Origin of the sequence: Shouchella clausii (assembly GCF_002250115.1) — a bacterium.
Taxonomy (GTDB): domain Bacteria; phylum Bacillota; class Bacilli; order Bacillales; family Bacillaceae_D; genus Shouchella; species Shouchella clausii.
This window is the reverse complement of record NZ_CP019985.1, coordinates 2,909,785-2,925,589: the sequence shown is the minus strand read 5'-3', so window position 1 is coordinate 2,925,589 and position 15,805 is coordinate 2,909,785. Positions and strand designations below refer to the sequence as shown.

General features: G+C 46.3%; 16 protein-coding genes. 4 read left to right on the top strand and 12 right to left on the bottom strand.

The window, feature by feature from the left end; all coding sequences use genetic code 11:
• Positions 1–11 precede the first annotated feature (11 nt).
• The 6 genes from pfkA to BC8716_RS14025 form a co-directional block, all read right to left on the bottom strand.
• The gene (gene pfkA / locus BC8716_RS14050; RefSeq protein WP_094426631.1) at positions 12–971 is read right to left on the bottom strand and encodes a 6-phosphofructokinase; all 960 of its coding nucleotides are present in this window, start codon (positions 969–971) and stop codon (positions 12–14) included.
• Positions 972–1,120: 149 nt separating this feature from the next.
• A complete protein-coding gene (gene accA / locus BC8716_RS14045; RefSeq protein ID WP_094426629.1) occupies positions 1,121–2,095 on the bottom strand; it encodes an acetyl-CoA carboxylase carboxyl transferase subunit alpha in 975 nt (324 codons plus the stop codon).
• Positions 2,096–2,114: 19 nt separating this feature from the next.
• On the bottom strand, positions 2,115–2,957 hold the full coding sequence (gene accD / locus BC8716_RS14040) for an acetyl-CoA carboxylase, carboxyltransferase subunit beta (protein WP_094426627.1): 843 nt from the start codon (positions 2,955–2,957) through the stop codon (positions 2,115–2,117).
• Between the two features lie 40 nt (positions 2,958–2,997).
• Positions 2,998–3,663 (bottom strand): FadR/GntR family transcriptional regulator, encoded by a 666-nt coding sequence (locus BC8716_RS14035; RefSeq protein ID WP_094426625.1) that lies wholly within the window; start codon positions 3,661–3,663, stop codon positions 2,998–3,000.
• A 15-nt stretch (positions 3,664–3,678) separates the two neighbouring features.
• A complete protein-coding gene (ystJ, locus tag BC8716_RS14030) occupies positions 3,679–4,881 on the bottom strand; it encodes an NADP-dependent malic enzyme (protein WP_169716013.1) in 1,203 nt (400 codons plus the stop codon).
• Between the two features lie 165 nt (positions 4,882–5,046).
• Complete coding sequence (locus BC8716_RS14025; protein WP_157730445.1) at positions 5,047–8,334, bottom strand: DNA polymerase III subunit alpha; 3,288 nt, start codon at positions 8,332–8,334, stop codon at positions 5,047–5,049.
• Positions 8,335–8,500: 166 nt separating this feature from the next.
• On the opposite strand from BC8716_RS14025, the gene BC8716_RS14020 reads away from it, so the two are divergent.
• Together BC8716_RS14020 and ytrI are read left to right on the top strand one after the other, a co-directional pair.
• Positions 8,501–8,836 carry a YtrH family sporulation protein gene (locus BC8716_RS14020; protein ID WP_011247568.1) on the top strand — a complete coding sequence of 112 codons (336 nt, stop codon included), beginning with the start codon at positions 8,501–8,503 and terminating at the stop codon, positions 8,834–8,836.
• Positions 8,836–9,348, top strand: a complete 513-nt coding sequence (gene ytrI, locus BC8716_RS14015; RefSeq protein WP_011247569.1) for a sporulation membrane protein YtrI — start codon at positions 8,836–8,838, stop codon at positions 9,346–9,348. Before BC8716_RS14020 ends, ytrI begins: the two co-directional genes overlap by 1 nt.
• Before the next feature lie 53 nt (positions 9,349–9,401).
• Here ytrI and BC8716_RS14010 read toward each other — a convergent pair whose 3' ends face one another.
• Positions 9,402–10,331, bottom strand: coding sequence for a DHH family phosphoesterase (locus BC8716_RS14010; protein ID WP_094426618.1), 930 nt, complete (start codon positions 10,329–10,331; stop codon positions 9,402–9,404).
• Positions 10,332–10,430: 99 nt separating this feature from the next.
• Between BC8716_RS14010 and BC8716_RS14005 the strand changes: the two genes are divergently transcribed.
• On the top strand, positions 10,431–10,715 hold the full coding sequence (locus BC8716_RS14005; protein WP_011247571.1) for a YtpI family protein: 285 nt from the start codon (positions 10,431–10,433) through the stop codon (positions 10,713–10,715).
• A gap of 103 nt (positions 10,716–10,818) precedes the next feature.
• Here the strand turns inward: BC8716_RS14005 and BC8716_RS14000 are convergent, their stop codons facing one another.
• From BC8716_RS14000 to BC8716_RS13990, 3 genes are all read right to left on the bottom strand, one after another.
• A complete protein-coding gene (locus BC8716_RS14000; protein ID WP_011247572.1) occupies positions 10,819–12,126 on the bottom strand; it encodes a DRTGG domain-containing protein in 1,308 nt (435 codons plus the stop codon).
• Positions 12,127–12,197: 71 nt separating this feature from the next.
• Positions 12,198–12,437, bottom strand: coding sequence for a hypothetical protein (locus BC8716_RS13995; protein WP_094426616.1), 240 nt, complete (start codon positions 12,435–12,437; stop codon positions 12,198–12,200).
• A gap of 106 nt (positions 12,438–12,543) precedes the next feature.
• Positions 12,544–13,230, bottom strand: a complete 687-nt coding sequence (locus BC8716_RS13990; protein WP_094426614.1) for a metal-dependent hydrolase — start codon at positions 13,228–13,230, stop codon at positions 12,544–12,546.
• Positions 13,231–13,333: 103 nt separating this feature from the next.
• Between BC8716_RS13990 and BC8716_RS13985 the strand changes: the two genes are divergently transcribed.
• A complete protein-coding gene (locus tag BC8716_RS13985; protein WP_346249053.1) occupies positions 13,334–14,443 on the top strand; it encodes a M24 family metallopeptidase in 1,110 nt (369 codons plus the stop codon).
• Positions 14,444–14,520: 77 nt separating this feature from the next.
• Here the strand turns inward: BC8716_RS13985 and BC8716_RS13980 are convergent, their stop codons facing one another.
• Both BC8716_RS13980 and BC8716_RS13975 read right to left on the bottom strand, forming a co-directional pair.
• Positions 14,521–14,901, bottom strand: a complete 381-nt coding sequence (locus BC8716_RS13980; protein WP_094426612.1) for a hypothetical protein — start codon at positions 14,899–14,901, stop codon at positions 14,521–14,523.
• Between the two features lie 57 nt (positions 14,902–14,958).
• Entirely contained in the window at positions 14,959–15,711 is a 753-nt protein-coding gene (locus BC8716_RS13975; RefSeq protein WP_094426609.1) for an SDR family oxidoreductase, read from the bottom strand.
• Between the last annotated feature and the right edge of the window lie 94 nt (positions 15,712–15,805).

Here is a 15,805-nt window from a genome sequence, read left to right as displayed (position 1 = left end):
GTGTGCTGCTGTTAAATGGATAATTCCTGAGATAGCTTGTACATTTCTTGATCAATCGTGTGAGGGCGGTCTAAAATTTCATCAATTGGGTGATAGACAAGTTCATTTTTTTGAATGCCAACTGTCATGCCAGCCTTGCCTTCTAACAACAAATCGACTGCCTTTGCACCAAGTCTGCTCGCCAAAACACGGTCTGCCCCTGTTGGCGATCCTCCGCGCTGAATGTGGCCGAGCACTGTTACTCTCGTTTCCATATTCATTTCTTTGCTGATCCGGTCGCCAAACTCCATGCCTGAACCGACACCTTCAGCGACGACAATAATGCTGTGCTTTTTGCCACGTTCTTGGCCACGTTTAATCGTTGCTAATATCTGCTCCATGTTATGCTCAGCCTCAGGAATAACAATGGTCTCTGCACCATCGGCAAGGCCTGCCCACAAAGCCAAATCCCCAGCATGGCGGCCCATTACTTCAATCACGTATGTACGATCATGAGAAGTGGCCGTGTCACGAATTTTGTCAATCGCGTCAATGACTGTATTTAATGCTGTATCAAAACCAATTGTAAAATCAGTGCCTGGAATATCGTTGTCAATCGTCCCTGGAACGCCGATTGTTGGAAAGCCATGTTTCGTCAACTGTTGAGCGCCACGGTAAGAACCATCTCCCCCAATAACGACTAGCCCTTCAATTCCAAATTTCTTCAGCTGTTCAATGCCTTTTTGTTGGCCTTCTAACGTTTTAAATTCTTCACAGCGAGCTGTGTAAAGCATTGTTCCGCCACGGTGAATGATATCACCGACAGAACCAAGCTCCATTTTTTTTATGTCGCCATTAATTAAGCCTTGGTACCCGTAGGAAATGCCGTACACTTCCAAACCATGAAAAATGGCTTTCCGGACAACCGCACGAATGGCCGCGTTCATACCGGGAGAATCCCCGCCACTTGTTAATACACCTATCCGTTTCAATGCAAATCCTCCTAACACACTCATATCAAAGCAAAGCAGCTGTGTTTCTCTGCAGTCTCTGCAAGTAAAGATACCACTTTGATTTGTCGAAAACAAGTATCGTCCCACAATAAAAAGTGCTTTCAAACAATGAAAGCACTTCCATCTTCCTATTGTCCTGTAGTTGCCGCTTCCTCGGGGATATGACCGATTTTCATAAACTTTTCATAACGTTCATCGAGAAGGACGTCTACAGGCTTCTCAGCAAGCCTTGTTAATGCTTTTTCTAAAAGGCGGTCGATTTCTTCTGCTTGTTGATGCAAATTACGCTGGGCACCGCCTCGAGGTTCAGGAATAATTGAATCAATAATGCCTAGTTCATATAAGTCAGGGGCGGTGATCCGCATCGACTCCGCTGCCTTTTTAGCCTTTCCTGCATCTTTCCAAAGAATCGCAGCTGCCCCTTCAGGAGAAATGACTGAGTATGTCGCATTTTCCAGCATGTGAATTTCATCAGCTACACCGAGGGCAAGAGCGCCACCACTGCCGCCTTCGCCAATGACAATGCTAATTGTCGGCACTTTCAATCCGGCCATTTCCAATAAATTGCGGGCAATTGCTTCACTTTGGCCGCGCTCTTCTGCTGCTTTTCCAGGATAGGCACCTTTCGTATCGATGAAGCAAATAATCGGGCGCTTGAATTTTTCTGCTTGTTTCATTAAGCGCAGCGCTTTGCGGTACCCTTCTGGGTGTGGAGAGCCAAAATAGCGGACAATGTTTTCTTTTGTATCTTTTCCGCGTTGGTGGCCAATGACGGTTACCGGCTTGCCTTTATAAGTGGCAATGCCGCCAACAATTGCTTTATCGTCGCCAAACAGCCGATCGCCGTGCATTTCCAAAAAGTCCTCAAATAAAACGTCCACATAATCGAGTGTTGTTGGGCGCTCATGGTCACGGGCGATTTGCACGCGCTCCCACGGCTGCAAATTGGCGTACACTTCTTCTTCCAACTCGCTTAAGCGGGCTTCCATTTTTTTTATTTCTGTACTGAGGTCCAAATCCCTCTCCATTGCAAATGCACGGAGGTCGGCAATTTTTTGCCTAAGCTCAATGACCGGTTTTTCAAATTCTTGTTCCGAAGACAATGGTTATATCCTCCCTTTGTTACTGATGCATCGCCAACAGCTTAGTCAGCGTTTCTTTCATTTCTAGCCTTGGAATGACACGATCAAGCTGGCCATGCTCCAAGAGAAATTCTGCTGTCTGAAAGTCTTCAGGAAGTTCCTGACGAATGGTCTGTTCAATAATGCGCCTCCCAGCGAAGCCAATCAGTGCTTTTGGCTCGGCAAAATTGTAATCGCCAAGAGACGCGAAACTAGCGGACACGCCGCCCGTCGTCGGGTTGGTCATAACCGAAATGTAAAGCCCTCCTGCTCGGTTCAGACGCTCAAGGGCGGCGCTCGTTTTCGCCATTTGCATAAGGCTGAGCATGCCTTCTTGCATGCGCGCTCCCCCTGAGGCAGCAAAAATAAGCAACGGAACGCTCGTCTCAGTGGCCAATTCAATTGCCCTCGTTAGCTTTTCGCCAACCGCCGAGCCCATGCTCGCCATCCGAAAATTGGGGTCCATAACTGCAATGACAACGGGATATCCATTTATCTTTCCTTCACCAGTGACCACCGCTTCATTCAAACCGGTTTTTTTACGGTCGCTCTCAAGCTTTTCCTCATAACTTGGAAACTGGAGTGGATTGCCTCCTTTGACAGAGGCGAATGCTTCTTTAAATGTGCCATCGTCAATGATGGAGTCAATTCGCTCTCTCGCACTCATGCGGTGGTGATGCCCGCAAGTCCGGCAAACACTCAAGTTCTTTTTTAAGTCTTTTGTATACATAATCGTGCGGCACGAAGGGCATTTGGTCATAATGCCTTCTGGCACTTCCTGCTTAGCCCGTTCAGAGGGAATCGTCGCGTACCTTTTTTTCTTTGAGAACATATCTTTTAACATGATATTCGCTCCTAACTTGATGCTAAAGCCGGCACCTTGCTTAAAATCGGCTATTTTGCAAATGAAGACGCATCGCTTTTAGCGCCTGCTCACTATCACGCTTCTTTAACGCCTCCACAATTTGCTCGTGTTCTTTTATCGATATAGGAGGACGGCCGCTCCGTTCAAGGGATTCCTTGATCGCTTCTTTATTAAAAGCAACGAGTGATTTCCAAATGTGGAACAGCAGGACGTTTTGGCATGATTTTACAATCGTTTTATGAAAACGATAGTCTTCTTCTACAGGAAAGTCTCCTTGGTTCCACTCTTTTTTGGAACGTAAAATCAATGTGTCGAGCTTCCTAATTTGTTCGTCTGTTATTCGCTCACATGCGAGTTTTAATGCTTCCAACTCTATAATTCGCCTTGTCTCAGTCAAATCCTTCCTCGCCTGCTCGTCTTTTAGGACAAAAGACAGCAAGAGGTCGACCAATTTATAGCTTGACGTCGCCTTCATAAACGTGCCTTCGCCTCTTCTTGTTTCTATAAGGTCGAGGAGCTCAAGGCCGCGTAAGGCTTCGCGAATAGAGGAGCGACCGACATCAAGCCGGTCGCTGAGTTCTCGTTCAGAAGGAAGCTTATCGCCACTTTTTAAGCCATCGTTTTGAATCATTTCACTTACGGCCCGAATGATTTCTATATACCTTTTTGGCTGGTCAGCTGCCATTTTTCACGCGCCCAATCAATCAATAATCGCTAATTTCCGTGTTTTTTCAGCTACTTCTTCCGGGTCTACTTTTACGCGGGCAACTCCTGTTTCCATCGCTTTTTTAGCTACTGCCGCCGCTACTGCTGGGGCAACGCGAGAGTCAAATGGCGCCGGGATCACATAATCAACAGACAATTCTTCTTCAGAAACTAAATTGGCAATTGCATAAACAGCCGCCACTTTCATCTCTTCGTTAATATGGGTAGCACGGGCATCTAGCGCTCCGCGGAAAATTCCTGGAAAAGCCAAAACATTATTCACTTGGTTCGGGAAGTCAGAACGACCTGTACCAATAACCGAAGCACCTGCTGCTTTCGCATCTTCTGGCATAATTTCTGGAACAGGGTTGGCCATGGCAAAAATAATCGGGTTGTCATTCATGCTTTCAACCATTTCTTTTGTGACTGCCCCTTCAACGGATACACCGATAAACACGTCGGCCCCTTTAATGACATCTTCAAGCTTGCCTTCTTCTTTATTCATGTTTGTCCGTTTTGCAACCGTTTCTTTGACTGCATTCATCCCGTATGGGCGTCCTTCATAGATAGCGCCTTTCGTATCGCACATAATAATGTTGCGCACACCCATGCGGAGCATCAATTTAATGATGGCGATCCCAGCAGCTCCTGCGCCATTAGCGACGACTTTGATTTCTGACAGTTTTTTGCCGCTGATTTTAAGAGCGTTGATTAAGCCTGCAAGGGTAACAATCGCTGTCCCATGCTGGTCATCGTGGAAAATTGGAATATTTGTCTCCTTTTTTAGCCGCTCTTCAATTACAAAGCAGTCTGGCGCCGCAATATCTTCTAAGTTGACACCGCCGAACGTCGGCTCAAGCAACTTCACCGTATTGACAATTTCATCGACATCATTCGAACGGAGGCAAATTGGAAAAGCATCTACTCCGGCAAACGACTTAAATAAAACCGCTTTTCCTTCCATAACAGGGAGGGAAGCTTCAGGGCCAATGTTGCCGAGGCCAAGTACGGCTGTGCCATTGCTGACGACAGCAACCATATTCCCTTTCATCGTGTACTCATACACCGTTTCAACATCTTCAAAAATTTCTTTGCACGGTTCGGCTACACCTGGGGAATAGGCTAAGCTTAAGTCTCTGGCATCCTTTACTGGGACTTTCGCTTTTGATTCTAGTTTTCCTTGGTTTATCCGGTGCATGTGAAGCGCTTCTTCTCTCGTCGTTGGCACGTATCTCTCTCCTTTTCGTTTTGCTCACTGGTCAGACCACTCAATTCTACGCTCCCTATTATAAACAACTCCTGTCCAAACGCCAATAGGTAGCGAAAGGTTTCCCGTAAAAATCTTGATTTGGGTGGGCTCTCTTTACTCTTCGTCGCTTTTTAGCACAATATTCTCTTCGCCAAACATTTGTTTTAATAACTGAAGCGTCTTCCTTGTTGGGGCGACGCTGTATTCATCTGCAAGGCGGGTTCGCGCCTGTTCTTTTTCTCTGTAAAGAATCACTTGTGTCGAACCGACATCTTGGCTTAGCACATATTTTAAGTCGCTCAGGCGTGTCGGCTGATCTTTGTCTGCCGTTAGACGAATATAGAGCGTTTGTTTTTTCTTGTTCTTGTTTAGTTGCAAAACATCAGCTGCTTTATGGATAATAAACTGCGTTTTTCCTTGCCGTTCTTCTAATACGCCTTCTAAAAACACTAAGGCGTGGGGGACGAACAGCCCTTCGTATACTTTCCACGCTTGGGGGAAGGCTACGCAACTACACTCGCCCGATTCGTCGCTCAGTGTCAAAAAGGCCATCGCTTCGCCTTTTTTCGTTACTATTTTTTTTACATCGATGACCATTCCGGCGATTCGAACAGCTTTTCTTGAAGGGATACATTCAGCTAAAGGGATACGACCGAATGGTTCTAGCCGCTCTAGTTCATTTTCAATTGGGTGGCCAGATAAATAAAAGCCAAGCACTTCACGCTCCCCTTCTAAATCTTCCATTTTCGTAGACGGCGTCACATCCAAGTAAGCTGGAACGGCAGGCTTGATTGTAAACAGCCCCCCTGAAGATGCTTTAAACGAACGGACTTGCTCAGCAAAAGCTTCTGCTTTATCCAAATTGCCGAGCAGCGTCGCTCGCGATTGGCCAAACTCGTCCAATGCCCCAGCTTTAATCAGAGCTTCCATTACCCGACGGTTGACAGCTGTTGAGGCAACACGAGCGTAAAACATAAACAAGTTGCTGTCGCTGTTTTTTCCCCGCTTGCTTATGATTTCATTGACCGCTTGGACGTTAACTCCAGCGATTGGCAAAAGCCCAAAGCGAATTTGACCATTTTCAAGTTCAAATAGCAGACCGCTTTTGCAAACAGACGGAGGCAGCACATGAATGCCTTCTTTTTTCGCCTCGTTTATATACGAATACAATTTTTCGTGATTTTGCCAAACAGAGGAAAAGAGCGCAGCAAAAAAGGCAGCTGGAAAATGGACACGCAAATAAGCAAGCCAATAGCTAATAAAACTGTAAGCTGTCGCATGGCTTTTAGGAAAGCCATAATTGGCAAACCGCTCAATTAATGAAAAAATAGACTCTGCCTCTTCGGGCAAAAATCCGTTTTCGACTGCCCGGTGAATAAATTGGCGTTTTTCTTGAATGATGACATCATGTTGCTTTTTGCTAATGGCCCTCCGGAACAAATCGGCTTCAGCTAAACTATAATTGGCCGTCGCCTGCACCACTTGCATAATTTGCTCTTGGTAAACGAGCACGCCAAATGTCGGCTCGACAATTGGCCGCAGCGATTCATGGGGGATAATCGCTTGCGTGTGCCCATGTTTGCCACGGATGTATTCTGGAATAAACGCCATTGGCCCTGGCCGATAAAGAGCACTTGTAGCAACAATGTCTTCAAACTGGCTTGGCTGCAACTGTTTCAGCACTTGCCTCATGCCTGCCGACTCAAGTTGGAAAATCCCCGTTGATTTCCCTTGTTGAAGCAACTGGAAAGTGGCTTTGTCATTGAGTGGGATGTGCTGCAAGTTTAGCGCGACACCCTCTTCTTGTTCAATCACTTTGAGCATCCGTTCAAGCAACGTCAAATTGCGCAGCCCAAGAAAGTCAAATTTCACAAGTCCTAGACGCTCCAAACTATCCATGTCCGCTTGCGTCACTGCATGACCGTCGATCCCTAACTGCAACGCTGTTTTATCGTTGAGTGGCTTGTCGCTAATAATCACCCCTGCAGCATGGGTCGATGCGTGCCTCGGCAACCCTTCAATTTGCTTAGCGAAAAAAAGCAACTCGTCCAATTCAGGCGATTCAAGGCCTTGAAAGACGCCTTTTTTCTGTGCTTCGCTAAGGCTGAGAGAAGCAGGGGTTAACGACTTCGCAACGCGATCCACAAAAGTATGGCGGATCGACAGCGCCTTTCCAACGTCGCGAATCGCAGCGCGTGCTGCAAACGTGCCAAACGTTAACACTTGGGCAACTCGATCATGGCCAAACCGCTCTCTAACATAAGCAATCACTTCATCACGACGATAGTCTGGAAAATCGACATCGATATCAGGCAAACTTGCACGCTCAGGGTTTAAAAAGCGTTCGAATAAAAGATCATGGGCTAGTGGGTCAACGTCGGTAATGGACAACGTATAAGCGACGATGGAACTAGCCGACGAGCCCCTGCCTGGGCCTGTTAAAATGCCTGATTTTTTGGCATAGCCGACAAAGTCAGCGACAATTAAAAAATACGAGGAATACCCCCGTTCTGCAATAATGGCTAACTCATGTTCCAACCGTCTTTCAGCCTCTATTGACACTGCCTTGTATCGTGCTTTCAAACCTTGCCGACATAACGTTTCTAAGCGTTTGTCTGCTTGTTCGACCGTAAGCCCATCGTAAGCAGGTATCCGCGGCTTTTCTTCGGGCAAATACGGTGCGACTTTTTCAGCAAGCGCCCTTGCCTGGAGAAGCGCTTTTTCGGGAAAACGTTCTTTCAGCGAGTTTGCGGTCGGCAGATACAAGCGTTGCCAGCCCTCTTCTAATTCAAGATGAGTCGTCGTCGTCCCTGCCCCTATCGCCCGCACAAGTTGGTAAACAGGTGCATCCTCTTTGCGCAAAAACCGGATCGGCGGAGCAGCCACACACGGGATCTGGTGGGCGTTCGCAAACTGTGCGAACTCGTGGTCGCTTTCGCCGCCTGCAAGCTCAATAAACGCCTCAAGCCCGCCAGCTAGGTGCTCCCAAAAGCGCAGCCAATTGCCTTTTGCCGCAATAAAGGCTTCTTTCGGGATAAAAATAAAACAAGCGGTGCTGTTTGCTTTCCATGTTTCTAGCTCAATCGCCGCCTGTTTTGTTTGAAAGCCAAGCGATGTACTATTTGCAACAAGTTGGCGATAGCCTTCTTCATTTTTAGCGACCATCCGTACCGGTATTGTCTTTTCCTCGAGTCGGACAGTCACTTCGAGGCCAAGCAGCGGCTTGATTCCTGCTTTCTTACAGCTTTGAAAAAAAGGCACAGCCCCATATAATACATGTCTATCTGTAAGGGAAAGCGCTGTGTAGCCAGCTTCCTTAGCAGCTTGTACAAGCTCATCCACCCGGTTTGTTGACTGGAGTAAGCTGTATTCGCTGTAAACATTCGTAATCAGGGCATCCACGAAACCACTTCCTCTTATTTTTCGCTACAATCCTTAATAAAAATGACTTTAATGGAAAAGGGCGCCCTATGCAACTTTCCAGACTTGTCCACAATTGACCTGCATAATTCCCCGCCCTCGGCCTTATATATGAAAGTAAAGCTTTATTGGACGAGGTGAGCAACCTATGCTTTTGACAAAGGAAATGCTAGCGCATTTAGTCATGAACTTTTTTATTGCGTTCGGCGTGATGATCGGCGGAGCGCTAATTGGCGGCATTGGCGCTTTTTTAATCGGCAAACCGGTGTTAATTGAAATTTACAGCCTTTCCAACAGTTTAAAAATATGGGCAATTGTCGCAGCGATTGGCGGCTCTTTTGAAGCGATCACGAAAATTGAAACGGGCTTGTTCAGCGGCGTCCATGAAGACATTTACCGAACGCTAGCGATGCTGCTTGTTGCTTTTTGCGGCGCCCAATCAGGAACGATTTTACTTCGGTGGATTGTTGGAGACCCCGTCTAATGTATATACCAAACTACAGAAAACACCGAGGCTGGCTTCGCTTTTTTTCAGGTATCCTTATTGGCACATTGATTGGTTGGGGCTTTTTTCTGGCTGAGTACGGCGAACGGTATGATCACTTGTATAATGAGATGGGCAAACAGAGCATTATTATCAATGAATTACGAGCAAAGAATGACCAGCTCATTAACGACATCACGTTGCATAACGAGGAAAACTTAAAGAACCTAATTGTCCAAAGCGTGACTGTCAACTTGACGAATAGCGACAAGTACCACCTTAGCCAATTGAATGTGTATGAATTAAAACAGCAAATTTTAAAGGAACTGCGCCATTTGCAAGGAACCAACATCGAAACAATCGCAAGCATAAAAGAAGTGATCTTAAGCGCAGTCGAAAATAAAACATACACGCTCAACAACAACGAATACCGAGTCAAAACGATTAGCTTCTTTGCTATGACGGAAATGGAGCTTAATGTTGAAATTATTGAAGAAAAAAGCATTCGCTAACCGCTTATATAGCAAAAAACAGGCACGTGCCTGTTTTTTGCTACTTGCCTCTCTCACGTGCAAGCTTCAACAAGTTCAGTCGTAATTTCCTCTGTTTCTTCCCACGAGTAGGCTGTCGCCCCTGCTGCAACTGGATGGCCACCACCAGCATGCCGTTTAGCGATTTCATTTATCACTACTGATTTTGACCGTAAGCGGCAGCGGATTTTCGTCTCTGATTCTTCGACAAAGAAAGCCCAAGCTTCCAACCCTTCCACATCAGCAAAGCAATTGACAAGCAATGAAGACTCATTGGCTGTAACGCCAAACCCGTGTAATTGTTCTGCCGTCAGCTTGATCACGCCCACCTTTCCTTGGATCACTTCAAAGTTTTGCAGTACGTATCCTTCAAGGCGAACCATGTTCAATGAACGTTTGTACAAGTTCCGATAAAATTCATTGCTGTCAAATCCCGTTTCAAGTAGCGTTGCTGTTCTCCTGAGCGTGTCGGCGGTCGTGTTGCGAAAGCGGAAACGGCCTGTATCGCCGACAATGCCGCCATAGAGCAAGAAAGCAGCCTCTTCTGTCAGCTTGAATACACGTGCTACTTCTATAAAGGCAATGACCAACTCGCTTGTGGAACTAACGGTCGTGTCAACATAAACGAGATCGCCATATGGCTCTTCATTTGGGTGATGGTCAAACTTGATAACGACTTCCCCTAATTTATAGCGTTGGTCGCTAATGCGCTCTGTATTGGCGGTATCACAAACAATGACAAGCGCCCCTTGGTATACATCATCTTCAATCGTATCCATTTTCCCGAAAAAAGCCAGCGATGGTTCCTCTTCACCGACAGCATAGACCTTTTTCTCAGGAAACGCCTGTTTTATCAAAGCTTTAAGCCCGAGCTGTGAGCCGAGGGCGTCAGGATCGGGCCGCACATGACGGTGTATAATAATCGTCTCATATTTTTGAATGTGTTCACTGATGATCGAAAACATGGTTCCTCCTTATTTGTGCGGCTGGTCAAACCTTCCCATTCGCGATACAATAAAAGAAATCGCTTTATTTAGTCATGCAAGTCGTAACAGGAGGTTTATATGGGCCGTATTTTGATCATTATTGCGATTGCCGCATTTATGTTTTATGTAATTACCCGTGTCCGTGCCTTCCGTTTGCAAGATTCCCTTGAAAAACGGATTCTCGAATCACGGGCCCGCTTGGCTCTAGGCGCCACGATGACTGCCCTTGGCGTTAACTTAGCCTTTTTTTCTTTTTACACCGCCATCCAACTCATTGTCGGAGCCGTCTTTCTCATCTTCGGCCTCGCTAACGCTATTTACGGGTTTCGCGCTCATAAACACTATGCAGCACAACTGGATTAGGCAACATCACTCAGACTGATCGCAACGCTTGTCAGTCGGGTGAGACACGAAGAAATGCGAGCGTTTGTCTACAGCCTGGAGCTTGCCATACTGGCAAGCTTCACTATTCAATCAACTGGGCAGTAAGCATTGCTTTTCCGACAAGTTCGCCTTCGTGGTAAAGGGCGACATCAAACTTGCCATGTTTTCGGCCAATTTCCAATATAGATGGCATGATGGAAATATGGCTATCAATTTGTACAGGCTTCAAAAAATACAACGTGACATTTTCTAGCACCAAATCCCCGCGTTTGTGCTTCCGCATCGTTCGCCTTGCCGCTTCAACCATCAACGTCATGACCACACCGTAAGAAACGGTTCCAACATGGTCAGTCATTTGCGGGGTAATGTCACAAGTGAAAAGCAGCTCATTTCCACTTCGTTTTTCTTCCATCCGGCTTGTCACAATCTCTTCGATCGTCTCTCCGACATGTGGTTGCCTTTGCGTTGTTTGCAAGGCCTTCAATACATCTTGGCGGCTAACGACGCCAATCAATTTTCGCTGTTGGTCGACAACAGGGAGCAACTCAATCCCTTGCCAAACCATCAAATGGGCAACGGCGGCTATAGAAGTACGCTCATTGACCGTTATCGGGTCGCCAGTCATCACTTTTTCAATCAGCCAATGCTTAGGCTTGTCAAATACATCCTTTGCTGTAATCATTCCTTGTACCCTCATTGCCTCATCGACAACTGGGTAACGGCTATGCCCTGTCCGCTCGTTGAACTCTTGCCATTTGCCAATCGTATTCGTCACTGTCAAATAGTACGTATCCTGCAATGGGATTAAAATGTCATCTACTAAGACGATTTCTTTTTTTATCAATTGGTCGTAGATGGCACGGTTGATCATCGCTGCAACTGTAAAGGTGTCATAGGATGTAGAAATGATAGGGAGGTTAAGTTCATCAGCGAGACGGACTGCATCGGCGCTCGTGCTAAATCCGCCAGTTATAAGGACAGCTGCCCCTGTTTCTAAAGCAATCTTATGCACTTGGTAGCGGTTGCCGACAATGAGCAAGTTCCCCGCTGTCACATAGCGCATCATCGCCTCCGTTTTCATTGCGCCAATCACAAAACGGTTTAGTGTTTTATGAAGGCCTGTCCGACCACCCAGTACTTGTCCATCAACGATATTAACGACCTCTGCGAAAGTGAGCTTCTCAATATTTTCTTTTTTCTTTTTTTCGATCCGGATTGTGCCAACCCGTTCAATCGTCGAAACAAGCCCTTGCGTTTCCGCTTCCTTAATGGCGCGATACGCAGTTCCTTCACTAACACTTAAAGCTTTAGCAATGGACCGAACCGAAATTTTTTCTCCTATTTGCAATTGTGTTATGTATTCAAGTATTTGTTCATGCTTTGTCGTCACCTTGGCACCACGCTTTCACCGTATCACTCTCTTATCTAGTATACGACTTGACGCAGCGCCATAGCAACTTCTTAACCAAATTCTCGCCGCATTTCCGGTTCGGCGTTTTCCTGTTGCCTGTCTTTCTGCGCTTTTTGCCGGTATCCGCCTAACACAGCGACCCCATTTCCAGCAATGACAAGCGCAGCGAACGCAAGCCAAGAATAGGCAAACATTTGCCCGATTCCTTTTTCATGTATGGGCAAGTAATCAAATGCATAAACGACTAAAACCATGGCTGCAAGCAAACAAATGATCGAACGCTGCTTCATAGGCTCCCCCCTTGTCCCTATGCCTATGCATGTTCGCTCTTAAAAAGAACAAACGCCCACATCGGCGATGTGAACGTCAGATTGTCGATGATGATGGAGCGTGTTTTTACAATACTATCGTTTCGCCAACTTCCAAGACACGTCCTTTGCCGCTTTGAAGGCTATTAACAAAAGCATGAGGATCCTGTTTAATCGGCGGAAAAGTGTTGTAATGGATTGGAACAGTTAAGCTGGCGTCAATCCATTCCGTTGCTGTTTTTGCATCTTCTGGCCCCATTGTAAAGTTGTCGCCAATTGGAATAAAGGCCAAGTCGATAGGATGGCGCTCGCCAATGAGCTTCATGTCGCTGAACAAAGCTGTGTCGCCTGCATGGTAGATGGTCTTTCCTTCAGCAGTGAAGAGAATGCCGCCTGGCATGCCTGTATAGACAATTTTTTGGCTGTCTTCCTCTGTGAATGAAGAGCCGTGGAAGGCTTGTGTAAACTTGACACGGCCAAAGTCAAACTGGTACGCTCCGCCAATCGACATCGGATGAATGTTTTCAACTCCCTGAAAGCCCATGTATGTTGCTAATTCTGCTACAGCGACAACCAATGCCCCTGTACGCTTGGCAATTGCCACTGTATCGCCGACATGGTCATTATGGCCATGTGTTAACAAAATGACATCGGCTTTCACGTGGTCTGCGTTTAAATCAGTCAATTCATTTCCCGTAATAAATGGATCAATTAAAATCGTTTTCCCGCCTGTTTCAATCTGGACAACAGAATGGCCATGGTAACTTACTTTCACTCGCAAGCGCTCCTTTCGAATGTTTGTCTCTTTTTGATTTATAGCCGAATTTCTTTCGACTAAAACTATTTTACCGTATACTTGAAGAAAGGAGGAGATTCATTTGAAATTGGAACGGCTGCAAACATTGCAAAAGCAAATGGGAGAAAAGCAAGCTTGGTTTGCGTTTATAACAAGCAAAGAAAATGTCTTTTATTTAACTGGTTACCGTACGGACCCCCATGAACGCCTCATTGCCTTTTTTGTTTTTAAAGATAGCCATTTTCTTGTTGTTCCTAAAATGGAAGAAAGCATGGTCAGAAAAGCTGGCTACGATGGCGACATTCTTTCATACAGTGATAATGAAAATGTTTGGGAGAACATTTATGCCCGCATTCCCAAGCACGAACACCGTAACTTGCCACTTATATGTGTAGAAGAACGGCTTGTTTCTTTTGAACGGATTCGCGCTTTACAAGCCCTTGATAAACAGGTTTTGTTTACTGACTGTGAAGGACTTTTAATGGAGCAGCGCCTACAGAAAACAAATGAAGAACTGCAAACATTGCGTGCTGCCGCTGCTTTTGCTGATAGAGGGGTAGAGCTAGGCGTAGCCGCGTTAAAAACTGGCGTAACCGAAATGGAAGTCGTCGCGGCGATTGAATATGGCTTGAAACAACAAGGCATCCGGGAAATGTCATTCCAGACAACCGTCCTCTTTGGTGACCATGCGAGCGCACCACATGGAAAGCCTGGCAACCGCCAATTGCAAGAAGGCGAATTTGTCCTTTTTGACCTTGGCGTCGTTGTAGATGGCTACTGTTCTGACATTACTAGGACCGTTGCCTACGGAAACGTTTCCGAACAGGAGGCCGCTATTTACCGTACAGTCCTTAAAGCGCAAGAAGCCGCGCTCGCTGCTGCGAAGCCATGTGCGGTGATTGGCGCTGTTGACCAAGCTGCACGCCATGTGATCACAGAAGCTGGCTATGGCGCGTTTTTCCCACACCGCCTTGGGCATGGGTTAGGCATTGATGTACATGAGTCTCCCTCCATGCACCAAGACAACCATGACCGTTTAAAAGAACGGATGACCTTTACAGTGGAACCTGGCATCTACATACCAGATCGTTGCGGTGTACGAATTGAAGACGATGTTGTCATTACAGCCGCTGGGTGCGAGGCAATGACAAGCTACCCGAAAACGCTGGACCCTGTGCCTGTTCGCTTGTAACTGTTCTGTCCAGCCCGAAAGAACGCAAAGTGGCCTTCTCTTCGCTAGGCCACTTTGCTTTACCATTTTTTATTCGCTTACTTTGTCCATAACCATGTAAAACGTTCGCTGTCCCTATTCATCCAACGAATTTCTAAGCGTTCCATCGTGGGGAATTTAGCAGAAAGCCGATCAGCGTATTCCGCTTCCGTCGTTTCCTCATTGATTTGGAGCAAATCGACAATTTCTTCTACATGGGTCTGGGCTTCCTCCCCTTTTATGACGTAATTGCCTTTTTCATACTCATAATGGTTGGGGTTATCGTATTCCCATTGATGTTCGACTCCCTCTGCAATGACCGTCACCCGTAATGAAAAAGATTCCATAAGCTCCGTCCCCGATACGGCAGACACAGGCAATGGGCAAATCGCCGCCAAAAATAGAGCAAACAGCGTTGTATACATAAGTGTGTGTTTCATTTGGACGAGCCCACCTTTTTATTACTAAGGTAGGCAAAAACATGTGTGATTATGCATTTACCGGTAACGGTGAATGACGTCTACTCCACCAGTTACTTCAACCACCGTTCCTGTTACCATATCAGCATCATCTTCACATAAAAACAATACCGTTCTGGCAATATCTTCCCCTGTCCCAGAGCGTCCAATCGGCGTATCACTGTCGTTTCGCTCTCGTGCCTCTTGAATCGTCGATTCTTTCATTTCACCCATAATATTGCCAGGGCACACCATATTGGCAGTAATGCCATGCCCTGCCTCTTCGATGGAAATCGTTTTCATAAGCGAAACAAGTCCGACTTTCGCGGCCGCATAAGCGGATCGGTAAATCCATCCAGGCGCACTATTGGCGCCTTGAAAACCGTAAAAAACAATGCGTCCAAATGATTGTTTCCGCATAACGGGGATGACTTGCTGGAGCAAGTAAAACGCTGAATTCAAGTTGCCATCGATCATATATGCCCATTCGGCTTCGCTATAATCCATAAGCTTCTTTTTTTCAAACACGTAAGGACCGGCATTATGGATACACAAATCGATTCTGCCAGCGAAGGAAAGGGCTTGTGCTGCCGCCATTTGCAAGTCCTCTTTCTTCGTTACATCCGCTTGGACAAGCTGCAATTTTTTATGGGCCCACTTTTGTTGGAGTGTTTCAGCCTTTTCCTTGTCACTGAAATAAGTAACCGTTACACTGTACCCCGCTTCCAGCAATCCTTCCACCACTTGTAAGCCCAGCCCTTTCGTCCCGGCCGTAATCAATGCATGCCTCATTGCTGTTCACCTCTTGACTAGACGCTTTTATTCCAAAGATACATGAGTCCCATTGGAAACGCAAAACAAAACCCAGCCTGATTATTTAGCGCTG

Coding starts and splice junctions, on each gene's coding strand:
- accD (WP_094426627.1), bottom strand. CDS start 2,957: ATGTTAAAAGATATGTTCTCAAAGAAAAAAAGGTACGCGACGATTCCC.
- BC8716_RS14035 (WP_094426625.1), bottom strand. CDS start 3,663: ATGGCAGCTGACCAGCCAAAAAGGTATATAGAAATCATTCGGGCCGTA.
- ystJ (WP_169716013.1), bottom strand. CDS start 4,881: ATGCACCGGATAAACCAAGGAAAACTAGAATCAAAAGCGAAAGTCCCA.
- BC8716_RS14020 (WP_011247568.1), top strand. CDS start 8,501: ATGCTTTTGACAAAGGAAATGCTAGCGCATTTAGTCATGAACTTTTTT.
- ytrI (WP_011247569.1), top strand. CDS start 8,836: ATGTATATACCAAACTACAGAAAACACCGAGGCTGGCTTCGCTTTTTT.
- BC8716_RS14010 (WP_094426618.1), bottom strand. CDS start 10,331: ATGTTTTCGATCATCAGTGAACACATTCAAAAATATGAGACGATTATT.
- BC8716_RS14005 (WP_011247571.1), top strand. CDS start 10,431: ATGGGCCGTATTTTGATCATTATTGCGATTGCCGCATTTATGTTTTAT.
- BC8716_RS13995 (WP_094426616.1), bottom strand. CDS start 12,437: ATGAAGCAGCGTTCGATCATTTGTTTGCTTGCAGCCATGGTTTTAGTC.
- BC8716_RS13980 (WP_094426612.1), bottom strand. CDS start 14,901: ATGAAACACACACTTATGTATACAACGCTGTTTGCTCTATTTTTGGCG.
- BC8716_RS13975 (WP_094426609.1), bottom strand. CDS start 15,711: ATGAGGCATGCATTGATTACGGCCGGGACGAAAGGGCTGGGCTTACAA.